Source organism: Roseateles sp. DB2 (genome assembly GCF_051857535.1).
Taxonomy (GTDB): domain Bacteria; phylum Pseudomonadota; class Gammaproteobacteria; order Burkholderiales; family Burkholderiaceae_C; genus Roseateles_B.
Map to the genome: position 1 here is coordinate 54,858 of NZ_JBPZGY010000006.1, position 25,295 is coordinate 80,152.

At 69.4% G+C, this 25,295-nt stretch carries 21 protein-coding genes; 11 read left to right on the forward strand and 10 right to left on the reverse strand.

The features are described 5' to 3' along the window. Positions 1–60: 60 nt before the first annotated feature. The 5 genes from hslU to ACS5PK_RS11650 all read right to left on the reverse strand — a co-directional run bounded on the left by hslU (position 61) and on the right by ACS5PK_RS11650 (position 6,106). A complete protein-coding gene (gene hslU / locus ACS5PK_RS11630; protein WP_439440404.1) occupies positions 61–1,410 on the reverse strand; it encodes an ATP-dependent protease ATPase subunit HslU in 1,350 nt (449 codons plus the stop codon). Positions 1,411–1,446: 36 nt separating this feature from the next. Next, positions 1,447–2,019 carry an ATP-dependent protease subunit HslV gene (gene hslV / locus ACS5PK_RS11635; protein ID WP_439440405.1) on the reverse strand — a complete coding sequence of 191 codons (573 nt, stop codon included), beginning with the start codon at positions 2,017–2,019 and terminating at the stop codon, positions 1,447–1,449. 264 nt (positions 2,020–2,283) lie between these two features. After that, a complete protein-coding gene (locus tag ACS5PK_RS11640) occupies positions 2,284–4,047 on the reverse strand; it encodes a hypothetical protein (protein ID WP_439440406.1) in 1,764 nt (587 codons plus the stop codon). A 52-nt stretch (positions 4,048–4,099) separates the two neighbouring features. After that, positions 4,100–4,792, reverse strand: a complete 693-nt coding sequence (gene dksA, locus ACS5PK_RS11645) for an RNA polymerase-binding protein DksA (RefSeq protein ID WP_439440407.1) — start codon at positions 4,790–4,792, stop codon at positions 4,100–4,102. 243 nt (positions 4,793–5,035) lie between these two features. Next, the gene (locus tag ACS5PK_RS11650) at positions 5,036–6,106 is read right to left on the reverse strand and encodes a CobW family GTP-binding protein (protein ID WP_439440408.1); all 1,071 of its coding nucleotides are present in this window, start codon (positions 6,104–6,106) and stop codon (positions 5,036–5,038) included. A 138-nt stretch (positions 6,107–6,244) separates the two neighbouring features. Between ACS5PK_RS11650 and ACS5PK_RS11655 the strand changes: the two genes are divergently transcribed. The 7 genes from ACS5PK_RS11655 (at position 6,245) to ACS5PK_RS11685 (ending at position 14,355) form a co-directional block, all read left to right on the forward strand. Next, a complete protein-coding gene (locus ACS5PK_RS11655; RefSeq protein WP_439440409.1) occupies positions 6,245–7,156 on the forward strand; it encodes an HlyC/CorC family transporter in 912 nt (303 codons plus the stop codon). Continuing rightward, a complete protein-coding gene (lnt, locus tag ACS5PK_RS11660) occupies positions 7,153–8,673 on the forward strand; it encodes an apolipoprotein N-acyltransferase (RefSeq protein WP_439440410.1) in 1,521 nt (506 codons plus the stop codon). The genes ACS5PK_RS11655 and lnt overlap by 4 nt, the downstream gene beginning before the upstream one ends. A 106-nt stretch (positions 8,674–8,779) precedes the next feature. Then, positions 8,780–9,736 carry a glycine--tRNA ligase subunit alpha gene (gene glyQ / locus ACS5PK_RS11665; RefSeq protein WP_439440411.1) on the forward strand — a complete coding sequence of 319 codons (957 nt, stop codon included), beginning with the start codon at positions 8,780–8,782 and terminating at the stop codon, positions 9,734–9,736. Between the two features lie 5 nt (positions 9,737–9,741). Next, the gene (gene glyS, locus ACS5PK_RS11670; protein WP_439440412.1) at positions 9,742–11,886 is read left to right on the forward strand and encodes a glycine--tRNA ligase subunit beta; all 2,145 of its coding nucleotides are present in this window, start codon (positions 9,742–9,744) and stop codon (positions 11,884–11,886) included. Between the two features lie 10 nt (positions 11,887–11,896). Continuing rightward, positions 11,897–12,547: a D-glycero-beta-D-manno-heptose 1,7-bisphosphate 7-phosphatase gene (gmhB, locus tag ACS5PK_RS11675; protein WP_439440413.1), complete on the forward strand. Its 651-nt coding sequence runs from the start codon at positions 11,897–11,899 to the stop codon at positions 12,545–12,547. Beyond that, positions 12,544–13,311 (forward strand): lysophospholipid acyltransferase family protein, encoded by a 768-nt coding sequence (locus ACS5PK_RS11680; protein WP_439440414.1) that lies wholly within the window; start codon positions 12,544–12,546, stop codon positions 13,309–13,311. The genes gmhB and ACS5PK_RS11680 overlap by 4 nt, the downstream gene beginning before the upstream one ends. Positions 13,312–13,407: 96 nt before the next feature. After that, entirely contained in the window at positions 13,408–14,355 is a 948-nt protein-coding gene (locus ACS5PK_RS11685) for a M48 family metallopeptidase (protein ID WP_439440415.1), read from the forward strand. A 321-nt stretch (positions 14,356–14,676) separates the two neighbouring features. Here ACS5PK_RS11685 and ACS5PK_RS11690 read toward each other — a convergent pair whose 3' ends face one another. Beyond that, positions 14,677–15,750: an MBL fold metallo-hydrolase gene (locus ACS5PK_RS11690; protein WP_439440416.1), complete on the reverse strand. Its 1,074-nt coding sequence runs from the start codon at positions 15,748–15,750 to the stop codon at positions 14,677–14,679. A gap of 134 nt (positions 15,751–15,884) precedes the next feature. On the opposite strand from ACS5PK_RS11690, the gene ACS5PK_RS11695 reads away from it, so the two are divergent. Continuing rightward, the gene (locus ACS5PK_RS11695; RefSeq protein ID WP_439440575.1) at positions 15,885–16,277 is read left to right on the forward strand and encodes a MerR family transcriptional regulator; all 393 of its coding nucleotides are present in this window, start codon (positions 15,885–15,887) and stop codon (positions 16,275–16,277) included. 4 nt (positions 16,278–16,281) lie between these two features. Here ACS5PK_RS11695 and ACS5PK_RS11700 read toward each other — a convergent pair whose 3' ends face one another. Genes ACS5PK_RS11700 through ACS5PK_RS11710 form a run of 3 tightly spaced genes read right to left on the reverse strand, consistent with a single transcriptional unit; the run spans position 16,282 to position 20,722 of the window. Next, complete coding sequence (locus ACS5PK_RS11700; RefSeq protein ID WP_439440417.1) at positions 16,282–18,699, reverse strand: FtsX-like permease family protein; 2,418 nt, start codon at positions 18,697–18,699, stop codon at positions 16,282–16,284. A 10-nt stretch (positions 18,700–18,709) separates the two neighbouring features. After that, positions 18,710–19,387, reverse strand: a complete 678-nt coding sequence (locus ACS5PK_RS11705; RefSeq protein ID WP_439440418.1) for an ABC transporter ATP-binding protein — start codon at positions 19,385–19,387, stop codon at positions 18,710–18,712. Between the two features lie 15 nt (positions 19,388–19,402). Next, positions 19,403–20,722: an efflux RND transporter periplasmic adaptor subunit gene (locus ACS5PK_RS11710; protein ID WP_439440419.1), complete on the reverse strand. Its 1,320-nt coding sequence runs from the start codon at positions 20,720–20,722 to the stop codon at positions 19,403–19,405. Between the two features lie 159 nt (positions 20,723–20,881). On the opposite strand from ACS5PK_RS11710, the gene ACS5PK_RS11715 reads away from it, so the two are divergent. Together ACS5PK_RS11715 and ACS5PK_RS11720 are read left to right on the forward strand one after the other, a co-directional pair. After that, complete coding sequence (locus ACS5PK_RS11715) at positions 20,882–22,216, forward strand: sigma-54-dependent transcriptional regulator (protein WP_439440420.1); 1,335 nt, start codon at positions 20,882–20,884, stop codon at positions 22,214–22,216. Continuing rightward, entirely contained in the window at positions 22,206–23,465 is a 1,260-nt protein-coding gene (locus tag ACS5PK_RS11720) for a sensor histidine kinase (protein ID WP_439440421.1), read from the forward strand. Before ACS5PK_RS11715 ends, ACS5PK_RS11720 begins: the two co-directional genes overlap by 11 nt. A gap of 16 nt (positions 23,466–23,481) precedes the next feature. On the opposite strand, the gene ACS5PK_RS11725 is transcribed toward ACS5PK_RS11720, so the two are convergent. Then, the gene (locus ACS5PK_RS11725) at positions 23,482–24,144 is read right to left on the reverse strand and encodes an alpha/beta hydrolase (RefSeq protein WP_439440422.1); all 663 of its coding nucleotides are present in this window, start codon (positions 24,142–24,144) and stop codon (positions 23,482–23,484) included. Positions 24,145–24,255: 111 nt separating this feature from the next. Here ACS5PK_RS11725 and ACS5PK_RS11730 point away from each other — a divergent pair, with 111 nt between their 5' ends. Then, on the forward strand, positions 24,256–25,224 hold the full coding sequence (locus ACS5PK_RS11730; protein ID WP_439440423.1) for a hypothetical protein: 969 nt from the start codon (positions 24,256–24,258) through the stop codon (positions 25,222–25,224). Positions 25,225–25,295 lie beyond the last annotated feature (71 nt).

Genomic DNA, 25,295 nt, shown 5'->3' on the forward strand with positions numbered 1-25,295 from the left:
GGCGGGGCGGCGCGGCTTGACGGCCGTCAAGGCCTCCGAGCCGCCTTCAGGGGACGCCGTTCACAGGATGAAGCGCGAGAGGTCCTCGTTGGATGCCAGGGCCGCGAGGCGTTCATCAACGGCCGCAGCATCGATGCGCACGGTCTGCCCACCCATGTTCGGCGCATCGAAGCTGATGGGGTCCAGCAGGCGTTCCATCACTGTGGCCAGGCGGCGGGCGCCGATGTTCTCGGTGCGCTCGTTGACCTCGCAAGCGATCTGCGCCAGCCGGCGGATGCCATCGGGCAGCAGCTCCAGGGTGACGCCCTCGGTGGCCAGCAGGGCCTGATACTGCTTGACCAGGCTGGCATGGGTGCTGGAGAGGATGGCCTCGAAGTCATCGACGCTCAGCGAGCCCAGCTCCACGCGGATGGGAAAGCGGCCCTGCAGCTCGGGGATGAGGTCGCTGGGCTTGGCCAGATGGAAGGCGCCCGAGGCGATGAAGAGCATGTGGTCGGTCTTGACCATGCCGTACTTGGTGGAGACCGTGCTGCCCTCGACCAGGGGCAGCAGGTCACGCTGCACGCCCTGGCGCGAGACCTCGGCGCCGCTGCCTTCGGAGCGGCTGGCCACCTTGTCGATCTCGTCGATGAAGACGATGCCGTTCTCCTGGGCGTTGAGCAGGGCTGCGGCGCGGATCTCCTCTTCGTTGACCAGCTTGGCCGCTTCCTCGTCGAGCAGCAGCTTCATGGCCTCGCCAATCTTGAGCTTGCGGCTGCGCTTCCTGACCGCGCCCATCTGCGAGAACAGGCCCTTGAGCTGCTCGGTCATCTCCTCCATGCCCTGAGGGCCGAGGATTTCCATGGTGGGCTTGGGATCGGTCAGCTCCAGCTCGACTTCCTTGTCGTCCAGTTGGCCCTCGCGCAGGCGCTTGCGCAAGACCTGGCGAGCGGTGTTGTCTGGGGCGGGCGACGCGGGTGCGGCGGTAAAGCCGAATTCACTGCTGCTACCGGAGCGGGGTGGCGGCACGAGTGCGTCGAGGATGCGCTCCTCGGCGGCGTCCTCGGCACGCGTGCGCAGTCGGCGCATCTGCAGCTCGCGCTCCTGCTTGACGGCGATCTCGACCAGATCGCGCACGATGCTGTCAACGTCCTTGCCCACATAGCCCACCTCGGTGAACTTGGTGGCCTCGACCTTGATGAAGGGCGCATCGGTGAGCCGGGCCAGCCGGCGGGCGATCTCGGTCTTGCCGACGCCGGTGGGTCCGATCATCAGGATGTTCTTGGGCGTGATCTCGCCACGCAGCTTCTCGTCGACCTGCTGGCGGCGCCAGCGGTTGCGCATGGCGATGGCGACGGCACGCTTGGCCTCCTGCTGGCCCACGATGTGGCGGTCGAGTTCGGAAACGATTTCTTGCGGGGTCATGGACATGGGGCGTCCTTCTTCGATGCGGTGGCCAGCGTGCCCTCAGCCACGGGAGACGCTGTCCAGCGTCTCGAGGGTGTGGGTCTGGTTGGTGTAGATGCAGAGGTCGCCGGCGATCTCGAGCGAGCGCTTGACGATGTCGGTTGCGCCCAGCTCGCTGTGCTGAAGCAGGGCGCGGGCGGCGGCCTGGGCGTAGGCCCCGCCGGAGCCTATGGCCACGATGCCCATCTCGGGCTCCAGCACATCGCCGTTGCCGGTGATGATCAGCGAGGTTTCGGCGTCTGCCACGGCCAGCATGGCTTCCAGGCGGCGCAGCACGCGGTCCGTGCGCCAGTCGCGCGTCAGCTCGACGGCGGCCCGTACGAGGTGGCCCTGGTGCTTCTCCAGCTTGGACTCAAAGCGTTCGAAGAGGGTGAAGGCGTCGGCCGTGGCGCCGGCAAAGCCGGCCAGCACGCGTTCCTTGTAGAGCTTGCGCACCTTGCGGGCGCTGGCCTTCACGACGATGTGGCCCAGCGTCACCTGGCCGTCGCCGCCGATGGCGACCTGGCCATTGCGGCGCACGCTGACGATGGTGGTGCCATGAAACACCGGGTCTTGGGAGGCGGATGCAGTCATAGCCGTTCCAGCTGAGGGCGGGAAGAGCATTTTCAAGCCAGCCGGCGCAGGAGGCAGTGTCGCGTTGCTGCGAGCCCTCATCGGACCATTTCAGGACCTTGGACGCAAATCGACGGAACCACAACGCGTTGCCCAAGGCATCCCGCCAGACAAAGAGCACCCGGCGCAGCCGGTGCTCGCCCCGCGCGAACACCGCCGATCCGGCTTTGCCGGGCGGTCGGTGTTGCCCCCTGGGGGGCCGGCGAAGCCGGTAGGGGGGATGTCTTAAACAGTTCTGACCTTGACCCGCGCGTGCTCGTTGATGCCCATGGCGCCGAAGAACAGGGCCACCAGGCGGTGGGTGTCCTTGAAGACCACATTGCGGTTCTCGCTGCGCCGGCTGAGCACCCAGTTCAGCAGGTCGCCCGCGGCCATGAAGTCCAGACGGATCAGGGCGGGGCAGGACACCTCGATCAGCGAGGCGGCGCCCAGCTCGCTGCTCATGAGCTTGAGCGTCTCGCTGATGTCGCCATGCAGCTGGCCGCTGAGCTCCAGCTGCACCGCCTGACCCAGCTTGGTCTGCTCGCCCAGGCTGGTCTCGAGGAATGTGCTCTGGGCCTCCAGGGCCTGCTGCTGCGTGGTGGGGGTCGGGCCTTGCGTGGAGAGACTGTTGCCGCTGACACGGACCAGGCACTTGGCCTTTTCCCAGGACGGCGGCGAGACCTCGTAAGTGACGCAGTAGTCGATGGCCGCCTCGTCGAATTGGTCCGGGCGGTTGACCAGGCGCAGCGCTTCCATGCGCAACATCCACAGCGCCGGGTCGACGTCGCGGACACCCACCGGCGCCATGTCCTTGAGCACTTGCAGGAACTGGTCGCCGGCCAGCCAGCGGATGTCCAGCACTTGCCTAGACCAATCCTTGAATACGGCTTGCAGCTTGGCGCAGCCTTCGGTGTCCAGCTGCTGCAGATCCTTCCAGTCCAACACCCAGGGCATGGGCGAGGACTCGCAACGCGAGCGCATCTGCTGCACGGCGTCGGCGTCGAGATAGGCCGGCGCGGACCAGCAGACCGCACCTGGGCTGCCCTTGGGCGGACGCACCTTGCGTTGCTGCTCCGCCACCAGCTTGGGCATGGAGAACCACTGCGGCGCGGAGAGTCCGAACTGCTGGGCGTACTCCACCGCCAGGGCTTCGAACTTGCCCTGCTGGCCGGTGGCCCGGTAGAAGTCGAACAGCACCAGCCAGGTCTCGGCATGCAGATTGCGGCTGCCGCCGGGCTGGGTCAGTTCGGTGAGAGCGCGCTCGCAGCTGTCGTTGTCGGCATTGGCGAAGGCGATCACCGCCTCGTCAAGCTCCGCGTCGTGCACGAGCTCGTTGACCTCGATGGCGGCGCTCTCCGTCATGCGGAAGCTCAGGCCCGGGGTCATGGGCATCAGTGCCGGCAGCTCGCTGGGCGGGCCTTCGACGGGGGGAGGGAGCTTGGTGTCCACCACGGCGGCCGCAGGAACAGGCACGTTGCTGGGCCGTTCGCGGCTCGGAGCCGGCGAGGACGGCGCTTGCGGCTGAGCAGCGGCTCCACGGGGGATCTCGGTGTTCGGGACCGCAGGCATGGTCGGCGCGAAGGCCGCCGCCCGCGTGCTGGTCTCGAAGAAGCCCGAGGAGGGGGGCGATGGTGCCCGGGCAAAGCTCTCGCCCACCATCTGCTGCTCGATTTCGTCGATCTTGGCCTTGACCTGGAGGTCCACCCGCTGGCCCATGTCGCTGTTCATGCGCTCCACTTCGTCCATGCGGGACGAGGAAGCGCCCAGGGCGGCCAACTGCTCGGGCGACAGGCCCTCTCGGCGGATGCGCCGCAGCATGTCGAGCTCGCGCTTGCGAACGAAGTCGTTGCGACGCTTGCGCTCGACCATGGCCCGAAGTTCGGCCTTGGCGGCGTCGGCCTGCGGGTCATCCTGGCGCGAATTGATCTCGGCCCAGTCGGTGGTCGGGTTGGCGACGAAGCGCGCGACCTTGCGGAAGAAGCTCTCGCTGTCCTTGGGGTCGGTCATGCGTTTCCTGCTGGGCTGGGACGGGGGGCCGGCAAAGGCGGATCGTGGCGACTCAGTCGCCGAACATCTTCTGCTTCAGCTCACGGCGCTGCTGAGCTTCCAGCGACAGCGTGGCCGTCGGACGGGCGATCAGGCGACCCAGGCCGATGGGCTCACCGGTCTCGTCGCAGTAACCGTATTCACCGCTGTCCAGGCGTTGCAGGGACTGCATGATTTTCTTCAGCAGCTTGCGCTCGCGGTCACGGGTGCGCAGCTCCAGGGCATGCTCTTCCTCGATGGTGGCGCGGTCGGCCGGATCGGGGACGATGGAGGTGTCTTCGCGCAGATGCTCGGTGGTTTCACCGGCATTGGACAGCAGACTCTCCTTGAGTTCATTCAGCTTGGCGCGGAAGAACTCGATCTGCTTGTCGTTCATGTACTCGCTGTCCGGCATGGCCAGGACTTCGGCGTCGGTCAGTTCGTTGCCTGGCTTGGATTTCCAGGCGTTCGCGAGCTTGGGGTCGGCTTTCACGGCAGGGCGGGGCGTTTCAATCAAGGGACTACTCGAGGACCGCGCAGGCGGCTTGGGGGGGGCGAAGCGATCGGCGAAGCGGCTGGCGGCGGCCGGAGCCTCCGTCACCACAGTGTCGGCGTCGCCGGATGGGGCGGCACTGGCCTTGGCGGCAGATTTGCTGGCCTTGGTTGCCGACCGCGCAGCGGCCGGAGCCGGGGCAGCGGTGGATTTCGGGGCCTGGGTCTTGCTCACTTTCAGTCTCCTCGCAGGCTCTTTATACCTGCTTCAAAGGGCACTTTCGCCAACGGGACCAGTTCTGGGGACCAGCTTCGCCAAACTTTTGCTGACCCGGATGTCCTGCCTTTGAGGGGCAGGGCCATCCCCATGGGGATCAGGGCCGGCTCCCAGGGCAGGCACGAGGCCAGCTCCCGGGTCGGTTTTGGGCGCCGCGGATTGTAGCCACAGCCTGCGGTGCCCAACTGAGAGAGTGTGTCACTAGGCGAGACAGCCTTCCAGTCCCTGCAGCAGGATCTCCTTGGGCAGGTCGATGCCAATGAAGACCATCTTGCTCTGCTTCTTCTCGCCGGGCATCCAGCGCGGACCCAAATCCGAGCCCATCAGCTGGTGCACGCCCTGGAAGATCACTTTCTTGTCGGTGCCCTTCATGTAGAGCACGCCCTTGTAGCGCAGCATCTTGGGGCCGTAGACCTGCACGATGGCGCCCAGGAACTCCTCCAGCTTGGCAGGATTGAAGGGGCGTTCGGCACGGTAGACGAAGGACTTCACGTCGTCGTCATGGGCGTGGTGGTGAGGGTGGTCGCAGTGCTCGCCATGCTCGTGGTCATGGTCGCAGTGCTCGCCATGGGCATGGTGATGATGATCGTGGTCGTCGGCCTTGAGGAAGTCGGGATCGATTTCCAGCTTGGCGTTGAGGTTGAAGCCGCGCAGGTCGAACACCCGGGCCAACTCCACCTCGCCGAAGTGCACGCGCTGCTGCGGAGCTCGGGGATTCATGTGCTTGATGCGGTGGGCCAGGGCGTCGACGGCGGCGGGCTCGCACAGGTCGGTCTTGGACAGGAAGATCTGGTCCGCGAAGCCAATCTGGCGGCGCGCCTCCTGGCGGGTATTGAGCTGCTCCTCGGCATGCTTGGCGTCCACCAAGGTCAGCACGGAATCCAGCAGGTAGCTCTCGGCGATCTCGTCGTCCATGAAGAAGGTCTGGGCGACGGGGCCCGGGTCGGCAAGGCCGGTGGTCTCGATGACCACACGGTCGAACTCGACCTCACCCTTGCGGCGCTTGGCCGCCAGGTCCGACAGCGTGGTGCGCAGATCTTCGCGGATGGTGCAGCAGACGCAGCCGTTGCTCATCTGGATGATCTGCTCCTTGGTCTCGGTGAGCAGGATGTCGTTGTCGATGTTCTCCTCGCCGAACTCGTTCTCGATCACGGCGATCTTCTGGCCATGGGCCTCCGACAGCACGCGCTTGAGCAGGGTGGTCTTGCCCGAGCCCAGGAAGCCGGTGAGGATGGTGGCGGGGATCAAACCAGGGGAGGTACCTTGAGACATGGCTGGCGCAGGCGACGGCAGCCGCCCGGAGAAAAATAGACAGAGGCCCCGATAAATGGGGGCGGCCGACTGTCATTCAAGTCCCTGTCAAAGTCAATCGGTTATTCTTTGCGTCCCCCAACTACGACACGAGTGCCTGTGTCTGAACCACAGCCTAGTCGATACCCCCACGGCAAGAGTGGGGGTACGAGGCCCGGAGCGGAATCGCCCGTGGCCAAGAGAAATCTGCTCGAACGCCTGCTGGAATTCCTCCACCCCGGGCCTGACTCCACCCGCGAGCTGCTCGAAGCCCTGGCCGATGCCGAAGAGCGCGCCCTGATTGCACCCGAGTCCCGCCAGATGCTGGAAGGCGTGCTGCGCATGGCCGAGCTCAGCGCCGGCGACGTGATGGTGGCCGCGCCGCACATGGACCTGCTGTCCATCGACGCCAGCTACGAGGAGTTGCTGGCCATGGTGATCGGCACCGGCCATTCCCGCTTCCCCGTCTACGAAGGCCAGCGCGACAACATCATCGGCATCCTCATGGCCAAGGACCTGCTGAAGCTACAGCGCGCGCCCGAGCTCAATCTGCGCACCCTGCTGCGCCCGGCCGTCTTCGTGCCGGAAAGCAAGGGCCTCAATGAGCTGCTGCGTGACTTCCGCGCCAACCGCAGCCATCTGGCCATCGTGATCGACGAGTTCGGCAACACGGCCGGCTTGATCACCATCGAGGACGTGCTGGAAGAGATCGTCGGCGAGATCGAGGACGAGTTCGATGTGGACGAGGCGGACGACGCCGGCATCTACACCCTGGCCGATGGCAGCCAGCGCGTTGCTGGCGACACCAAGATCGCCGCCGTCAACGAGACCTTCGGCCTGCAACTGGCCAACGAGGACTTCGACACCATCGGCGGCCTGCTGGCCCATGAGCATGGTCGCGTGCCGCGCCGGGGTGAGGTGGTCGAACTGGGCGGCCTGAGCTTCAGCGTGATGCTGACGCGAGGCGGCTCGGTGCGCTGGTTCAAGGTCACCCGGTTGCCCGCCGCACCGACGGCTGAGCTGGCTGGATGAGGGGTCCGACGCGCCTGGCCCGCTGGATGGCCGGCCTGGTTCCGGGCGCCGTGCTGCTGCTGGCCCTGCTGGCCGGCGCGCTCCAGACGGCGGCCTTCGCACCCACGCAGGCCTGGTGGCTGCAGCCGCTGGCGCTGGCCCTGCTGGCGGCCCTGGTCTGGGAGGCCTCGCCGCGGCGCGCGGCGTGGTCCGGCTTCTGCTTCGGCCTGGGCTGGCTGGCCTGTGGCCTGTGGTGGCTGTACATCAGCCTGCATGAGCACGGCCATCTGGCAGCGCCCTTCGCCGTGACGGCGGTGCTGCTGCTGGCGGCGTTTCTCTCGCTTTACTACGCTGGCGCCCTGTGGGCCTTTGCCCGGTGGCGGCGCGCCGGAGTCTGCGCTCGGGTGGGCCTGTTCGCGGCCTTGTGGCTGCTGGCCGAGCTGGCCCGGGCGCAGTGGCTGACCGGCTTCCCCTGGATCGCCAGCGGCTATGCCCATGCCGCCGGTCCCTTGGCCGCCTGGGCGCCCTGGCTCGGCGTCTATGGCATCACCGCGCTGGCGGCGGGCCTGGCTGCGGCTCTGGCGGCCCTGGCGCTGGAAGGGGCCTGGCGGCCGCTGGCGGGCACGCTGGTGCTGGTCGCCGTGCCTGCGCTGCTGCCCTCGGCGTTCACGCAGAGCAGCGGGACGATCCGCCTCTCGCTGCTGCAGCCCAATGTGCCGCAGGATCAGAAATTCGACCGTGAACGCTGGGACCAGAACCTGGACGCCCTGCTGAAGCAGGCCGAGAGCGCCCGCGGCCAACTGGTGCTGACGCCGGAGTCCGTCGTGCCCCTGCCCCTGGCCTACCTGGAGCCCGAGGTGGTGCAGCGCATCGCCGCCATCGGCCAGGTGCGCCCCCTGCTGCTGGGCAGCTTCCTGGGGGACGCCAAGAGCGGCTTTGTCAATTCGCTGGTCGCCATCGGCGCGCCGGCACAGCCGGACGGCAATCCCTACAGCTACGGTAAGCGCCACCTGCTGCCCTTTGGCGAGTTCATCCCGCCAGGCTTTCACTGGTTCGTGCAGGCCCTGCGCATCCCGCTGGACGACCAGGCCACGGGCACGCATCAGCGTTCCCTGGTGCTGGACGGCCAGCGCATCCGCCCCCTGATCTGCTACGAGGACCTGTTCGGTGAGGACTTCGCCCAGAGCCTGGTGGGCCCCGAGGCCGCCACGGTGCTGGCCAACGCCAGCAACCTCGCCTGGTTCGGCCCGCGCATGGTGCAGGATCAGCACCTGCAGTTCTCGCAGATGCGATCGCTCGAATTCCAGCGGCCCCTGGTGCGCTCGACCAACACCGGCGCTACCGCCGCCATCGATCACCAGGGCCGGGTGATCGGCCGGCTGCCCGCCGAGGTGCCGGGTGTTCTGGAGGTTCAGGTCGAAGGCCGGACCGGCGCCACCCCCTATGCGCGCTGGCTGGCTGCCCTGGGCCTGTGGCCAGTGTGGGGTCTGGGCCTTGCCGCCGTGCTGGCCTTGCGTCGGCGTGCGCCGGGCGCTTGATCCATCGCGCCCGGCGCCCGCCATGGGCGCCCGTAGAATGGGCCGCTTCCTTCAACGCCCGTGCCGCTGTCGCGGCTGCAGCCGGGCCTTACCGCCGTACACCACCATGCTGAGCTTCCAGCAAATCATTCTGAAACTTCAGGAATACTGGTCCGCCCAAGGCTGCGCCCTGCTGCAGCCCTATGACATGGAGGTCGGCGCCGGCACCAGCCACACCGCCACCTTCCTGCGCGCCCTGGGCCCCGAGCCCTGGCATGCGGCCTATGTGCAGCCCAGCCGCCGGCCCAAGGACGGCCGCTACGGCGAGAACCCCAACCGCCTGCAGCACTACTACCAGTTCCAGGTGGTCCTGAAGCCCGCGCCGGCCAACATCCTGGAGCTCTACCTCGGCTCCCTGGAGGCCCTGGGCTTCGACCTGAAGAAGAACGACGTCCGCTTCGTCGAGGACGACTGGGAGAACCCCACCCTCGGCTGCTGGGGCCTGGGCTGGGAGGTCTGGCTCAATGGCATGGAGGTGACGCAGTTCACCTACTTCCAGCAGGTCGGCGGCATTGACTGCAAGCCCATCACCGGCGAGATCACCTACGGCCTGGAGCGCCTGGCCATGTATCTGCAGGGCAAGGAGTCGGTGTACGACCTGGTCTATGTCGAGGGCAAGAATGGGGCCCCCGACATCAAGTACGGCGATGTGTTCCACCAGAATGAAGTCGAGCAGTCGACCTACAACTTCGAGCACAGCGACGTCGACTTCCTGCTGCAGGCCTTCGCCGCGCACGAGAAGCAGTCGCAGCACCTGATGACGCAGCAGTTGGCCCTGCCCGCCTACGAGCAACTGCTCAAGGCCGGCCATACCTTCAACCTGCTGGACGCCCGCGGCGCCATCTCGGTGACTGAGCGGGCTGCCTACATCGGCCGTATCCGCAATCTGGCGCGCGCCGTGGCGCAGGCCTATGTGGACAGCCGGGCCCGCCTGGGCTTCCCCATGGCGCCCAAGGCCTGGGGCGAGGAAGTGCTGGCGAACCTCGCCAAGCAAGCTGAAAAGAACGCAAAGAAGGCGGCCTGATACCTATGAGCACCCCGCAGAACCTCCTCGTCGAACTGTTTGTCGAAGAGCTGCCGCCCAAGGCGCTCAAGAAGCTGGGCGAGTCCTTCGCCAGCGTGCTGGCCGAGAGCCTCCAGGCCCAGGGCCTGGCTGCGCCTGATGCCGCCGTGACGCCCTTCGCCTCGCCGCGCCGCCTGGCAGTGCACCTGACCGCGGTGGCCGCCAAGGCCGCTGACCGCGCTGTGCAGCAGAAGCTCATGCCCCTTGCCGTGGCCCTGGCCGCCGACGGCCAGCCCACGCCGGCACTGCTGAAGAAGCTGGCCAGCCTGGGCGCCGACGCCAGCGTCGTGCCCCAGCTCAAGCGCCTGCCGGACGGCAAGGCCGAGGCCTTGTTCCTCGATTCCGTCGTGGCCGGCGCCACCCTGGCCGAAGGCCTGCAGAAGGCGCTGGACGAGGCCCTGGCCAAGCTGCCCATCCCCAAGGTGATGAGCTACCAACTGGCTGACGGCTGGAGCAGCGTCCACTTCGTGCGCCCGGCCCATGGCCTGGTGGCGCTGCATGGCACGAGCGTGGTGAACGTCGCCACGCTGGGCCTGCAGTCCGGCCGCGAGACCCTGGGCCACCGCTTCGAGGCCGCGCAGCCGCGCCTGTCCATCGAGAGCGCTGACAGCTATGCCAGCCAGCTCCGCGAGCAGGGCGCCGTGATCGCCAGCTTTGCCGAGCGCCGGGCAGAGATCCAGGCCCAGCTCAATGCCGCTGCTGCCAAGGAAGGCCTCAAGCCCATCGAGGACGAGGCCCTGCTGGACGAGGTCACCGCCCTGGTCGAGCGCCCCAATGTGCTGACCTGCCAGTTCGAGCCCGAGTTCCTGGCCGTGCCGCAGGAATGCCTCATCCTCACGATGAAGGCCAACCAGAAGTACTTCCCCCTGCTGGACGCAGCGGGCAAGCTGACGCACAAGTTCCTCGTCGTCTCCAACATCCGCCCGGCGGATGCCAGCGCGGTGATCGGCGGCAACGAGCGCGTGGTGCGCCCGCGCCTCTCGGACGCCAAGTTCTTCTATGACCAGGACCGCAAGAAGACCCTGGCCGATCGGGTGCCAGGTCTTGCCAAGGTGGTCTACCACGGCAAGCTGGGCAGCCAGGGCGACCGCGCCGAGCGCGTGCGCGCCATTGCTCACGGCATCGTGAATATGCTGCGCATGGCCACCGTGCCCTACACCGTCGAGGCCCGCGACGAGTTCGAGGTGCTGGACAGCAAGGCGCAGCAGGCCGCACAGCTGGCCAAGGCCGACTTGCTGACCGATATGGTCGGCGAGTTCCCCGAGCTGCAGGGCATCATGGGCGCCTACTACGCCCGCCATGAGGGCCTGCGCGACGGTGTCGCCATCGCCATCGAGGACCACTACAAGCCGCGCTTCGCCGGTGACGCCCTGCCGCGCAACCACACCGGCACCGTGCTGGCCCTGGCCGACAAGCTCGAGACCCTGGTGGGCCTCTTCGGCATCGGCCAACTGCCCACGGGCGACAAGGACCCCTTCGCCCTGCGCCGCCATGCCTTGGGCGTGATCCGCATCCTGGTCGAGAAGAACCTGCCCCTGGACCTGCCTGCGCTGATCGACACCGCCGTGCCTGCCTTCGGCGAACTGATCAGCAACCCGCGCGAGGCCCTGCTGGGCTTCTTCGCGGACCGCGTGGCCGTCTCGTTGCGCGACCAGGGCTACAGCGCCCAGGAAGTGGACGCCGTGCTCGCCCTGAGCCCCAGCCGCCTGGGCGATGTGCCGCGCCGCCTCGAAGCCGTGCGCGCTTTCGCAGCGCTGCCTGAGGCCGCCTCGCTGGCTGCCGCCAACAAGCGCGTGGGCAACATCCTCAAGAAGATCGAAGGCGAGCTGCCCACGGCCGTGGATGCCGCCTTGTTGAAGGAGCCCGCCGAGCAGGCCCTGGCCGCCGCGCTGGCCGCTGTCCAGCCTCAGGCGGACACGCTCTTCGAGCAGCACGACTACGCCGGCTCGCTGAAGGCCCTGGCTGCGCTCAAGGGCCCGGTCGACGCCTTCTTCGACGGTGTGATGGTCAATGCCGAGGACACCGCCCTGCGCGCCAACCGCCAGGCCCTGCTGAACCGCCTGCACGGGGCCATGAACCGCGTGGCCGACCTGTCTCGCCTGGCTTCCTGAGGAGCATCCCATGCCCGCCCGTTCCGACCACAGCCACAGCATGAAACTCGTCATCCTGGGGCGAGACGGGACGATCAACCGCTTCCGCGACGACCACGTCAAGTCGGTCGACGAGTTGGAGCCCCTGCCCGGGGCCCTGGAAGCGGTGGCGCGGCTCAACCACGCCGGCTGGCACACGGTGATGGCCACCAACCAGCCCGGCATCGGCCGCGGCCTGCTGGACATGGCCTCGCTCAATGCCGTGCACCAGCGCCTCAACCAGCTGCTGGCGGAAAAGGGCGGCCGGCTGGACGCCGTTTTCTTCTGCCCCCATGCACCCGACGAAGGCTGCACCTGCCGCAAGCCATTGCCAGGCCTGGTGACCCAGATCGGTGAGCGCTTCAACGTGGATCTGGCCCAGGTGCACCTGGTCGGCGCCAGCCTCAAGGACCTGCAGACCGCGCAGGCCGCCGGCTGCATCCCCCACCTGCTGCGCGGCGAGCGCCTGGGGCTGGCCGACGAGGGCCAGATCCAGGCCCAACTGGCCCAGGTGCCGGGCGCGCGGCTGCATGACAACCTGGCCAGCTTCGCCGAGCACCTGATCCAGGAAGAACGGCGCGCCCGGGCCGGTGCCCGCGGCGAACAGCTGTCCCCCAACACCGTTCCCGGAGACTTGAATTGAGCCTGCTGCTGTCGGCGATCCGCTCGCTGATCTTTGTCCTCTTCCTGATCGTCACTGTCATCCCCTGGGCCTTGTTTGCAGTCCTGCTGTCGCTGTTCGTGCGGGGAGACAAGGTCTACTGGACCTGCGCCGGCTGGCTGGCGCTGGCCATCTGGGGCGCCAAGGTGATCTGCGGGGTCAGGTACCGTGTGCAGGGCATGGAGCACTTGCCCAGCCGCGCCGATCGCCGCAAGGCGGTGATCCTGCTGTCCAAGCACCAGAGCACCTGGGAAACCTTTGCCTACCCGGCCCTGATGAGCCATCCCATGGCTTACGTCTTCAAGCGCGAGCTGCTGTACGTGCCCTTCTTCGGCTGGGCCATGGCACGCATGGACATGATCCACATCGACCGCGGTCGCCGCTCGGAGGCCTGGGCGAAGGTTCTCAGGCAAGGCAAGCGCATGGCCGAGCTGGGCAACTGGGTGATCATGTTCCCCGAGGGCACGCGCATCGCCCGCGGCCAGAAGGGCGAGTACAAGACCGGTGGCACCCGCCTGGCTGTGGCCACTGGCGTGCCGGTGGTGCCCATCGCCGCCACCTCGGCACGCTGCTGGCCGCGCAAGAGCTTTCTGCTGCGGCCCGGGGTGGTCGATATCTCCATCGGCCAGCCCATTCCCTCCGTGGGGCGCGAGCCGGCCGAGCTGATGAAGCAGGTGGAGGACTGGATCGAGTCCGAGATGCGACGCCTGGATCCGGAGGCCTATGCGGTGCCGGCCAAGGCTTGAAGCAGTCCCTGAGGGCGGACTTGCGGTCACCCCTGGCGGGCGATTGATGATCTGCCCCCTCGCAGGGCCCGGCTTCCGCCCGTAAACTTGGCGGCCATGCTGCACCGCCTGGCCGGCCTCTTCCAGTACGTTCAGCTCTCGCTGTTTGAGCGGGAGCCTGGACCGCCGTCCGCATCGGCGCCCCAGGACCCAGGGGCGCCTATCCTGAGCCGGCCGCCGCGCCGTCCCAGCATGCCGCCTTCTCCTTCTGCCGCCTTGCCGCCAGCTCCTCCGGCAACGCCCGCCCGCAGCGTCCAGCTGGGGACGGCACAGGTGGCCTATGAATTGCGCCGGGCCCGGCGCCGCAGCATCGGCTTCACCATCAGCGAGGCCGGCCTGCGTGTCAGCGCGCCCAAGTGGGTGCCCGTGGGCGAGATCGAGCGAGCCCTGCAGCACAAGGCGGGCTGGATCCTGCGCAAGCTGCAGGAGCAGCAGGAACGCAGCGAACGCCTGGCGGCTGCGCAGATCCGCTGGGCGGACGGCTGCGTCGTGCCGTACCTGGGCCAGGACCTCATCATCGTGCTGGATCCGTCGGCGCAGCGCCTGCCGCTCAAGGCCAGGCTGGATTCTGGCCAAACCGATCCCCAGTCCAGCCTGGCCAGCGTGCCGCGGCAGACCCTGTACCTGGGGCTGCACCAGCAGGCCGCCCCCGAGCAGATCCGCGATGCTGTGCTCAGCTGGCTTCAGGCCCAGGCCCGCAGCCTATTCACCCAGCGCTGTGCGCATTTCGCGGCCCAGATGGGCGTGCGTATCAGTCGCCTGCGCCTGTCCTCGGCTCAGACCCGCTGGGGCAGTGCCAGCATTGATGGTTCGGTGCGCCTGAACTGGCGGCTGATCCATTTTGAGCCGGCCACCATCGATTACGTGGTGGTGCACGAACTCGCCCATCTGCACGAGATGAACCACAGTCCGCGCTTCTGGGCCGTGGTGGGCGCCGTGCTGCCGGACTATGAATCTGCCCGCCTGCAGCTGCGCCGGGCTGCCCTGCCCAGCTTCAGCGAGTGATGCCGGCCTGATCCGGATTTCCCCCTTAAGGAGGATAGGCGCCGGCTGACCGCCAACCGCACACTCACGTCTGCAAGCTGTCATCACGACACGGCCCGGCCGCCCTGAGAGGAACAGGGCGGCCTTCGGCAAAGCCAGGATCCGCGATCAACGCGGCCGCTCTGCCTGGGTCGTGTTGAGGGGCTCCAGGCTGATTCGTTCGATATCAGCCGCGGGTCACCGAACCAGGGCTCTGCCCACGACGATCGACAAGCAAAAAGGACTCCGCCGACGCGCAAGCGTCGGCGGTTTTTCTTTTGGCGCCTGGCTTTGGTGCAGGGATCAGGAGCTGAACCGAAAGATGCCGTCGTTCCCGCGCTCGCGCCTGAGCCTGCCCTGCAGCCACAAGGCGTTGAGATGGGCAATGGACTCGCCCATCGCGAAGGTCGTCTGGTGCAGGTCCAGGGGGCGCTTGAAGAGCAGGGGCAGCAGCTCGGCCGCATGGCAGGGCCGTTCTGTGCAGGCCTGCAGCACTTCATCCAGCCGTTCCCGGTGATGCGCCTGCAGCTGTGCCACGCGCGCCTGCAGGCCGCGAAAGGGCCGGCCATGCGAGGGCAGCACCAGGGTGTCTTCTGGCAGGTCCAGCAGGCCGGCCAGGGAGTCCAGGTAGAGCTGCAGGGGATTGGCCTCCGGCTCCACGTCCACCACGCTGACGTTGGTGGAGATGCGCGGCAGCAGCATGTCGCCTGAGATGAGAACAGGCGGGCCGTCCTCGCGGAAGAAGCTCAGGTGCTCCGGTGCATGGCCGTAGCCGCCGATGCAGCGCCAGCGAGCACCACCGATCTCAAGGACCTGGCCGGGCATCAGCCGCCGGTAGCTGGCCGGCACGGCAGGCACCATGCTGGGGTAGTAGCTGGCCCGGCCGCGGATCTTGGCCTGGGCTTCCGGGTCCGTGAGGCCGTGGCTGGCGAAAAAGGCCGCGGCCGTCTCGCCACCCATGCCCACGGTGGAGCTGCTGGCGATGCGCGCCAGGTTGTAGTCGGCCGCGCTCATCCAGAGGCGGCAGGGCTGCTCGGGCGTGCTGAAGCGCTCGGTGAGCCAGGCCGCGAGGCCCAGGTGGTCCGGGTGGAAATGCGTGACCAGCACCCGCAGCAGCGGCTCGCCCTGCAGGCCCTGGCTCAGCACCTGCTCCCACAGGCCGCGGGTGGCTTCATTGGCCACGCCGCAGTCCACCAGGGTCCAGCCGCGGCGGCCCTCGATTTCGTCGCGCAGCAGCCAGAGGTTGATGTGGTCCAGCGCAAATGGCAGGCCCATGCGCACCCAGGCCAGGCCTGGTTCAAGGGGCAAGAGCCCGCCCGTTTCGGGCAAGGCTTCACCCCAGGGATAGCTCAGTTCGGATTCGCGCGGATTGGCCATGGACTGCAAGGGCTTAGACTAACGTTAACGTAAACGTCATTCAGTGCAGTGTAGCCATGAGCCCCTCGTCCGACCTGAGTTCCCCAGCAAAAGCCCTCGCGGGAACCGAGGGCGCGGCCGGCGCTGCCGAGGACATGTCGCCCGAAGGCGGCTCCCGCCTGTTCACCATCACCGAGCTGGCGGCCGAGTTCGACATCACGCCCCGCGCCATCCGCTTCTACGAGGACATGGGCCTGCTGAGCCCCGCCCGCGAGGGCCGCAACCGTGTCTACACCCACCGCGACCGCACCCGCCTCAAGCTGACCCTGCGCGGCAAGCGCCTGGGCCTGTCGCTGCAGGAGATCAAGCAGCTGGTGGACATGTACGACGCCGCTGGCGCCGACACGACGCCGCAGCTCAAGGCCTTCCTCGAAGTGCTGGCCCAGCATCGCCGCCAGCTGGAGCAGCAGTTGGAGGACATCGAGGTGACGCTGGAGGAGATCAGCCAGCACGAGGAGCGCTGCCGGGCGCTTCTGGCGCAGCGCTGATCCTTCAGCCGCGCAAGGCGGCGATGGGCTTCAGGGCCATGGCTTGCAGGCCGTGGCGCAGGCTGGCCAGCGCCACCACCGCCAGCAGGCCCGCCAGCGCGAGCAGCTGCGGCCATGCGCCCAGGGTCGCGCGGTCGGCAAAGTCGCCCAGGTAGCGCTGCCCCAGCGTCCAGGACAGGGGCAGGCCCAGCAGCGTGCCGGCCAGCAGCAACAGGGCCAGCTCCCGGCTCAGCCGACGCAGGGCCTGCCAGGTGCTGGCGCCATGCAGCTTGCGCAGCACGATCTCGCGCGCATGGCGCTGCACCAGGTGGGCTGACAGGGCGTAGATGCCGAAGGCCGCTATGACCAGGGCCAGCATGGCGCACAAGGCCACCAGACTGCCCAGGCGCAGGTCCTGGGTGTAGGGTTCCATGAGGGTATCGGCCAGGTTCTCCAGCGGCAGGGCCTGCTGCGGGAAATGCCGGGCCCAGACGGCCCGCAGCGTGGCCTCGTCCAGTGGCGTGGCGCTGCGGATGTTGAGCACGCCGGCCCCGCGCTCGCTGGCGCTCTCTGGCGGCGCCTGCAGGCGAAAGCCCTGCGGCAGGCGCGGCTCGCGGGTGGTCTCCAGCGCCAGGTGCTCGACCACCGCCACGATGCGGCTGTGCTGCTGCGCCTGGTCCAGGCCGCGCGTCTGCTCCTGTAGCCGCTGCCCGATGGCATCCCGCGGATCCGCCCAGCCCAAGGCCTGCGTCGCCAGGGTGTCGATCACCAGGCGCTGCTCGGCGCTCGACGGGGGCTCGATGCGGCCGGCCCGCAGCCGGACCTGGTAGAGCGAGAAGAACTCGGCATCGACAGCCTGTATGCGTATCGTGGCCTGGTGCGGCGGGTGCTCCAGCATCGCCTCCTGCACCTCGCGCCCGGAGCCCAGGATCCAGGCTGTCCAGGCGCTTCCCTGGACGCCGGGCAGTTGGGCCAGCGAATGCCGCAGGGCGTCCAACTGCAGGCGCGTCGTCCCGCTGGGCAGGGTCAGGGCGTGCAAACCTCGCGGCTGGTAGCCCAGCTCGCGCTGCAGCACGTGGCGATTCTGGCCCCAGACGGTGAGGGCCATGGACAGGACCAGCAGGGCGCTGCCGAACTGCAGGCCGCCGAACAGCCGGCGCAGCCAGGCGCCCGAGCGGCCCTCCCCGGCCAGGCGACCCTGCAGGGCTTCGGCGCTGCGCAGCTGCCAGGCCAGCCAGACGGGATAGGCGGCGATCACCAGAGTGCTCAGAAGCATCAGGCCGGCGGCCAGCAACAGGCTGGGCCAGGAGGCGATGTCTGGCATGGGCAGCGCCAGCACATCGGCCATCCAGGGTGCCAGCAGCCAGGCCAGTAGCAGGCCCAGGCCGCCGGCCAGCAAGGATTGCAGGCCGGCCTCGGCCAGACTCAGACCCAGCAGCGAAGCCGGGCTGGCACCCAGGCTCTTGCGGATGGCGATCTCGCGCTGGCGCTGCAGCATGCGCACGCCGCCCAGGTTGATGGCATTGACCAGGGCCAGCACGCACAGCAGCAGCGCGGCACCGAGCAGGGCTGTCAGCACCTGCTTTTGGGTTTGGCCGACGCGGCCCTCGAAGGCTCGCTCGCTCAGCGGCAGGGCGCGCATGAAGGCTGCCTTGCGCCCGCCGGCCACCCAGTCCGGGGGCAGCTGGGCGATCACCGGGCTGTGGTCCAGCACGGATTGCGCCAAGGCCCCCAACTGGGCGGTGCTGGCGCCCGGCGCGAGCCGTCCCCAGACCTGGCCGCTCATGAAGAACCAGGCGGTCTTGAGCTCCTGGCCCAGGCCTGCGGCAGGGCTGTCGAAGCTGACCATCAGCTCGGCCTGCACCGGGTGCCGCGGGGAGGGCGTGGCCACCACCGCGCCGATGGTGAGCGTACTCTGGCCGAGGCTCACCGGCTGATCCAGCACCTCGATGCGACCGAAGCTGCGGCGGGCAAAGGACTCCGTGACGACAATCCGGTCCGGCCTTGACAGGGCCTCCACCGCATCGCCTTGCAGTGAGCGCAGCGCGAAAAGGCGGGCCAGGGCGGGATCCATGGCCGCCGCCAGCATCTCCCGGCCCTCGTCCAGCGGGCCGCGCTCGCTGAGCCGCAGGCGGCGGCGGGCCTCGATGTAGCGCCCCAGGTCGGTCAGCGGCGCGTGGGCCTGCTGCAAGGCGTCGTAGAAGGCAAAAGGCGTGCGCAGGAACCAGTCTTCCTGGCGGCCGGGCATATTGCCCTTGAAGTCGATCAGGACGATGCGATCGGGGTCCTGCAACTGCTGGTCCGGCAGCAGGCGCTCGGCGATCAGGGTGGACAGCAGCAGGCAGGCCGCCAGGGCCAGGGCCAGGCCGCCCAGGCTGGCCAGGGTATGCAGCGGGGCGGCGGCCATCTGGCGCCGCGCGACGCGGAGGTCGGGGAAGGGCATGCGCAACTCCTCAGGCCGCCAGGGCGTCGACCAATACGCGGCCGTCCAGCAGGCGCACGCTGCGCGGGGCCAGGGCCGCGTGGGTGGTGGCGTGCGTCACCATCACGAGCGTGGTGCCCTCCTCGTTGAGCTCCCGCAGCAGGCGCATGACCTCCTGGCCCTGGGCGCTGTCCAGGTTGCCGGTGGGCTCGTCCGCCAGCAGCAGGCTGGGGCGGCGCACGATGGCGCGGGCGATGGCCACCCGCTGCTGCTGGCCGCCGGAGAGCTGCGAAGGCCGGTGCCCGGCGCGGTGCGCCAGGCCCAGCCTGTCCAGGGCCGCGGCCACGCGCTGGCGCTGCTCGCGTCGCGGCAGGCCGGCGTGGTCCAGGGCCAGGCCTACGTTCTCCTCGACGCTGAGCTCGTCGATCAGGTTGAAGCTCTGGAAGACGAAACCGATCTGGCCGCGGCGCAGGCCAGCCAGCTCGCGCTCCGAGCAGCGCGAAAGTTCGCGCCCTTCGAACCAGTACTCGCCGCTGCTGGGCCGGTCCAGCAGGCCCAGCAGGGACAGCAACGTGGTCTTGCCGCAGCCCGAGGGGCCGGTGATGGCCAGGTGCTCGCCGGCTTCGATCTGCAGGTCGACCTGGTCCAGCGCCGTGGTTTCGATGTCGCCGTTGCGGTGGCGTTTGCTGAGGGATTTCAAATGGATCATCGCGGTCTCCGTGGATCAATGTAAGGGCTGCGAGGCGGCGACAGCCGGCACCCCGGACAGGCGCAGCACGGCATGGCCTTCGTAGGCGGCGGTCGGGCCTACCAGCACCTGCTCGCCGGCCCGCAGCCCACCCAGCACCTCTACCTGCGCGCTGCCGCGCCGGCCCAGCTGCACGGGGCGGCGGCGGGCATGGCGGCCGTCGGGGTCCAGTACGTAGACGCTCGCGCCGCCGCCATCGGCCAGGTAGGCCCCGGTGGGCAGCCAGAGAGCGGCGGCGGGGGCGCCCAGGCGCACGCCGATCTCGAAGCTCTGGCCTGGCCGCAGGCCCTCGGGCGCATCGCCGACAAAGGCGAACTCCACCTTGAACCGGCCTTGCTGCACGGTGGCCTGGCGCTCCCGCAGCACCAGGGGCCAGGTCTTGCCTCCCTGCAGCAACTGCGCGCCGAGGCCGGGCTGGATGCGGGCGTCGTAGAACTCGTCGACCTCGGCGCTGAGCAGCCAGCTGCGCAGGTCGTCGATGCGGCCGAGGCGCTCGCCGGGGCGTATCACGCTGCCGGGCTGCAGGCTGAACCCGCTGAGCTGGCCGTCGGCCGGCGCGCGCACTGTCAGGCGCTCGGCGGCCTGGCGGACCAGGGTCAGCCCGGCCGAGAGCCCCTGGACTGCGCGCTCCATCTCGCTGACGGTCTGGGCCCGCACTTGCAGCTCGGCCTGGCTGTCCTGCTCGGCCTGCAGCAGCAGCTGGCGTTGCAACTCGGCCTGGCGGCGTGCGGTGCGCTCGGCCAGGGGCGAGACGAAACCCTGCGCCGCCAGCGCCTGCAGGCGCTCGGCCTCTTCGCCAGCCAGGGCCAGCTCATGGCGCCGCTGGGCCAGCTCGCGCCGCCACTGCGCCTGCGCGCCGGCCTGCGCGGCGCGCAGGGTCGAGAGATTGGCCAGTTGCTGCGCCACCTCGGCCGTGCGTGCCAGCACCTCCTGCTCCCGCTGTGGATTGGACAGCTGCACCAGGGCCTGCCCCGCGCGCAGGGCCTGGCCGTCCTTGACGAGCACGGCCTCCACGCGCCCGCCCTCGGTGGCATCGATCATCAGCTGGTGCTGCGGCCGTAGCTGAGCGCGCAAGGCGAGGTCGTCGCGGAAGGGACCTTGCTGCACGGCCGCCAGCTGCAGGGTCTCGGCCGGGACGCGCAAGCCTTCCGGTGCCAGGGCCCAGGCCAGGATCGCGACGGCGGGCAGCAGCAGCCAGGCGGCACGGCGCCAGCGCGGCCAGCGGCTGGCCGGCAGGACGCGGTCCATGCCGGCGCCGGACAAAGCATGCAGTGGGAGGGGCTGGTGGGCACTCATGCCTCGGTCATTGCAAGGCGCATGCCAGGGGCAGAGTCCCCATTCCAGCCAGGGGCGGGCGCCGGGATCTGTCCGGCCTCAGCACACGGCGCGCGAGGCGCTGTCCGGATTCGGACAGGTGCTGGCCGGGCTGGTGGCAGGGCTGGTATGGTCGCGCCCATGCTGAAGGACCCGGCCCGCCTGCTCGTGCTTGATGACGACCCCGACGTCGGCGTGGCTGCGCGCCTGCTGCTGCAGCGCCGCTTTGGCGAGGTGCGCTGCCTTCAGCGGCCGGCCGAGCTGCCGGCGGTGCTGGCGCAGTGGCGGCCGGACCTGCTGCTGCTGGACATGAACTTCCTGCCCGGCCACCGCGACGGCGCGCAAGGCCTGACCCTCCTGCAGCAGCTGCGGCAACGAGCCGGCGCCCCTCAGGTGATCGTGATGACGGCCCATGCGGGCGTGGAGCTGGCGGTGCAGGCGCTCAAAGCCGGCGCGCTGGACTTCATCACCAAGCCCTGGGACCACCCGCGCCTGCTGGCCGCGGTGGCCGCCGCCCTGGCCCTGCGCCAGCCGGCCGCCGATGCGATGGGTGAGGAGCCGGCCAGTGCTCTGCTGGGGCAGTCGCCGCCCATGCAGGAGCTGCGCCGCCTCATTGCCGCCGTGGCCCCGACCGACGCCCATGTGCTGGTGCTGGGCGAGATGGGGGCAGGCAAGGAGCTGGTCGCGCGCGAGCTGCATGTCCGCTCCAAGCGTGTTGGCGGGCCCCTGCTGGCGGTGGACCTCGGCTCTCTGCCTGACACGCTGCTGGAGAGCGAACTCTTCGGCCATCGCCGCGGCAGCTACACCGATGCGCGACAGGATCGCCCGGGCCGCTTCCTCGCGGCCGCCGGGGGCACCCTGCTGCTGGACGAGATTGGCAACCTCTCCATGGCCGGGCAGGCCCGCCTGCTGGCCGTGCTGGAGCGGCGCGAGTTCACCCCCCTGGGCGCCGATACACCCCTGCCGCTGCAGGCCCGCATCGTCAGTGCGACCAACCTGGACGAGACGGCGCTCTTCGACCCCCAGCGCTTTCGCCCTGACCTGCTGTATCGCCTCAACACCATCGTGCTGCGCGTGCCCCCGCTGCGGGCGCGCCGCGCGGACATCCCCCTGCTGGCCACCCACTTCCTGGCCCGCTATGCCGCCGAGCACGGCCGCGCACCCCGGCCGCTGGCTGCGGCAGCCCTGCAGGCCCTGCAGGCGCACGACTGGCCCGGCAATGTGCGGGATCTGCGCCAGGCCTGCGAGCGCGCCGTGATCCTGGCGCCTGGGTCGCAGTTCGAGCCGGAGGATTTCCAGCTGCAGGCGCTGGCGGGCGCTGCCCAGCCGGCTTCGGGGATGACCCTGGCCGAACGCGAGCGTGCGGCCCTGGACGAAGCCCTGCGCGAGGCCCAGGGCAATATCAGCGAGGCGGCGCGGCGCCTGGGCGTGTCGCGCGCGGCGCTGTACCGTCGTCTGGACAAGCATGGACTTTGAACGCCTGCTGCGCCGCACGACCTGGCGGCTGCTGCCCCTGCTGATGGGGGCGGTGGCGGTCGCCTGGGGCTGGGGCAGGGCGGAGAGCTCGCGGGCTCAGGTGCTGGCTGCGCTGGGCCTGGGGGTGGTGCTGGCCCTGATGTGGGGTCAGGTCTTGCCTCTGTGGCGTGCGGCACGCGAGTCGGACCGCCTGGGGCGAGCCGACGAGGGGGCGGAGGCCGTGCTGCGCCATCGCGAGCGCGCCGCCGCGCTCAGCGAGGCCCTGCTGGACCAGGCGCCCGTCGCCTTGTGGCTGTGCCAGGAGGGTGAACAGCCCGAGGCCCTGAACGGCGCCGCGAGGCGCTGGCTGGCGCCCGGCGGCGCGCGCGACGCGGCGGCCCTGCTGGCCCAACTGCGCGCGCTGGCCGAGCCTGCCAGCCGCCAGCGCAGCTGGCTGCGCGTGGACGCTGAACGAGGCGAGGAGCGCTGCCTGCTGGCCTCGCGACCCTGGCTCCGCGAGGGCCGCCAGGGCTGGCTGCTGGCCCTGCTGCCGCTGGAGTCCGCGCTGGAGGCCGAGACTCTGCGCGCCTGGCGCCAACTGGTGCAGGTGCTGACGCACGAGATCATGAACTCGCTGACCCCCATTGCCTCGCTGGCGCGCAGTGCGCAGGAGCTGCAGGCCGAGGAGGTGGGGTGCGCTGGGGCGTCCGCTGCCGACCTGGCCGTGGCGCTGGAGGCCATCGCGCGCCGAGCCGAGGCCCTGTCCCGCTTCGTGGCTGACTACCGGCACATCAGCGATTGGCCGGCGCCCCGTCTGGAGCCCGTGTCCCTGCAGGCCTTGTTCGACCGCCTGGCCGTGCTGCAGTCAGCGCGCTGGCAGGCGCGCGGGGGCAGCCTGCATTTCGAACTGGCCTCGCCAGGCCTTCTGCTTCAGGCCGATGCGGGCCAGCTGGAGCAGGTCCTGCTCAACCTGCTGCGCAATGCCGAGCAGGCCACGCAGGCACTGTCGCAGCCGCAGGCCTGGGTGCTGGCGCGCCTGGGCCGCGGGGGGCGGCTGAGCATCGAGGTGCGGGACAACGGCCCTGGCGTGCCGCACGGCCTGGAGCGGGACATCTTTCTGCCCTTCTTCAGCACCCGAGAGCGCGAACCCGGCAGTGGGGCTCGCGGCATCGGCCTGGCGGTGGTGCGCCAGCTGGTGCATGGCATGGGCGGCAGCGTGCGGCTGCAGCGCCGCGCGGAGGGCGGAGCCTGCTTCGTCCTGAGCTTCTGAAGCGAGGGGCGACGCTTCAGGCCAGGCACTGGCGGATGAAGCCCGCCACGTCGGCGATCTCCTCCATGCAGACCTCATGGGCCATGGGGTAGCTGTGCCACTGCAGGTCATAGCCCAGGCGCTCCAGCTCGGCCTTGCTGGCCAGGCCGCGGGCGGGGAGCACGACCTCGTCAGCGTCCCCATGGGCGAGGAACAGGGGCACGTCGGCATTGGCGGCATGTCGCTCGTCCTGCGTCGTGCCGGCCAGCGGCAGGTAGCCTGAGAGTGCGACAAGCCCCCCCAGCCGCTGGGCGTGGCGCAGACCGGTCATCAGCGCCATGGCCGCCCCCTGCGAGAAGCCCATCAGCACGATGCGCGAGGCCGGGATGCCGCGCTCGACTTCCTGCGTGATCAGGGCCTCGATCTGGCGCTGGGACTCGCGCAGGCCGCGCTCGTCCTCCACCCGCTGGCCGCTGGCGTCCAGGCCGATGTCGTACCAGGCCGGCATGCGGTAGCCGCCATTGATGGACACCGGCCGCTCGGGCGCCTGCGGCAGGATCACGCGCAGGCCGCCGACGCTGCGCAGGTCCATGGCCTGGCAGACGGGCACGAAGTCGTCGCCGCTGGCGCCCAGGCCGTGCAGGACGATGAGGCTGGCGGCGGGGGCAGCCTGGGTCTGGAGTTCGATGGTGGCAAGCATGGCGTGGGTCTGGCGTGGTGGGCGTGCGGCAGGCGCGCCGCGCTGCCATCATCCCACGCGCGGACCGCTACCATGCGGCGCTGACCGGAGCCGCGAGACAGGATCACAGACATGCTTCATCGAACGGGGAGCGCCAGTGTGCGCATAGGAATCCGCGCCTGCCTGGCCGGCGCGGTGCTGGCCCTGGGCGCGTGCGCAGCGCTGGGGCCCGGGCAGCCGGGAGGCGCCGGCCGGCCGGTCCAGGGGCCGGACAGTCTGGCCATGGAATGCCCCTCGGAGTTCCGCTATGAACTGGCCCTGCCGGCAGGCGCGGACCTGGAGACCCTGCAGGCCCATGCCGCACAGCGCCTGAAGGCCTTGGGTCTGCGGGTGAACTGGGACGGGCCCTGGGCGCATGCGCAGGCCCAGCACTTTGGTCCACAGGCTGCGGACCTGACGCGCCTGCGTCGTCTGCTGGCTGTGGTGCTGCCGGCGCTGGAGCGCTACCACCCCAGCTTCTTCCAGCGTGTCGGCCTGCAGGAGGTGGGCCTGGCCAAGGATCTCGTGGTGGGTGATACCCAGATGCGCCTGGCCATGCCGGCGCCCGAGCGCTCGGCTGTTGTCTATGCCGACAACGCCAATCCCCTGTGTGCCGCCGGCATGGAACTGCGCGTGCACCACGAGCTCTATCACCTGGTCGAGGAGCGGCTCTTCGGTGATTTCTACTACCGCGATCCCGCCTGGCTGGCGCTCAACCCAGAGCGGCTGGAATACGGACAGGGCGGTGCCACGGCTTACGGCGGCGTGTTCCACAACCTGGGCCATCCAGCGACCGGCCTGGTCAGCCGCTACGCGCAGTACGGGCCCGAGGAGGACAAGGCCGAAGTCTTTGGCTGGCTGATGACCCCGGGCTACGCGGGCCGCGTCAAGGCCTGGTCCGAGCAAGACCTGGCCCTCGCCGCCAAGCGCCGCTTCATGATGGCCTTGGTGCACCGGCTCAGTGCCGGCACCATGAGCGAGAGCTTCTTCGAGACGCTGGCGCGCCAGCAGCCAGGCCCCTCTGCGCAGGCAGACCGGTCGGGCGACAAGGCCGCCCACTGAGCCACCCTCCCGCCGCCGGGGCCGGCGCTGAGCCCATCGCCTGACGCAGCACTCAAGGCACCATTCAGAGC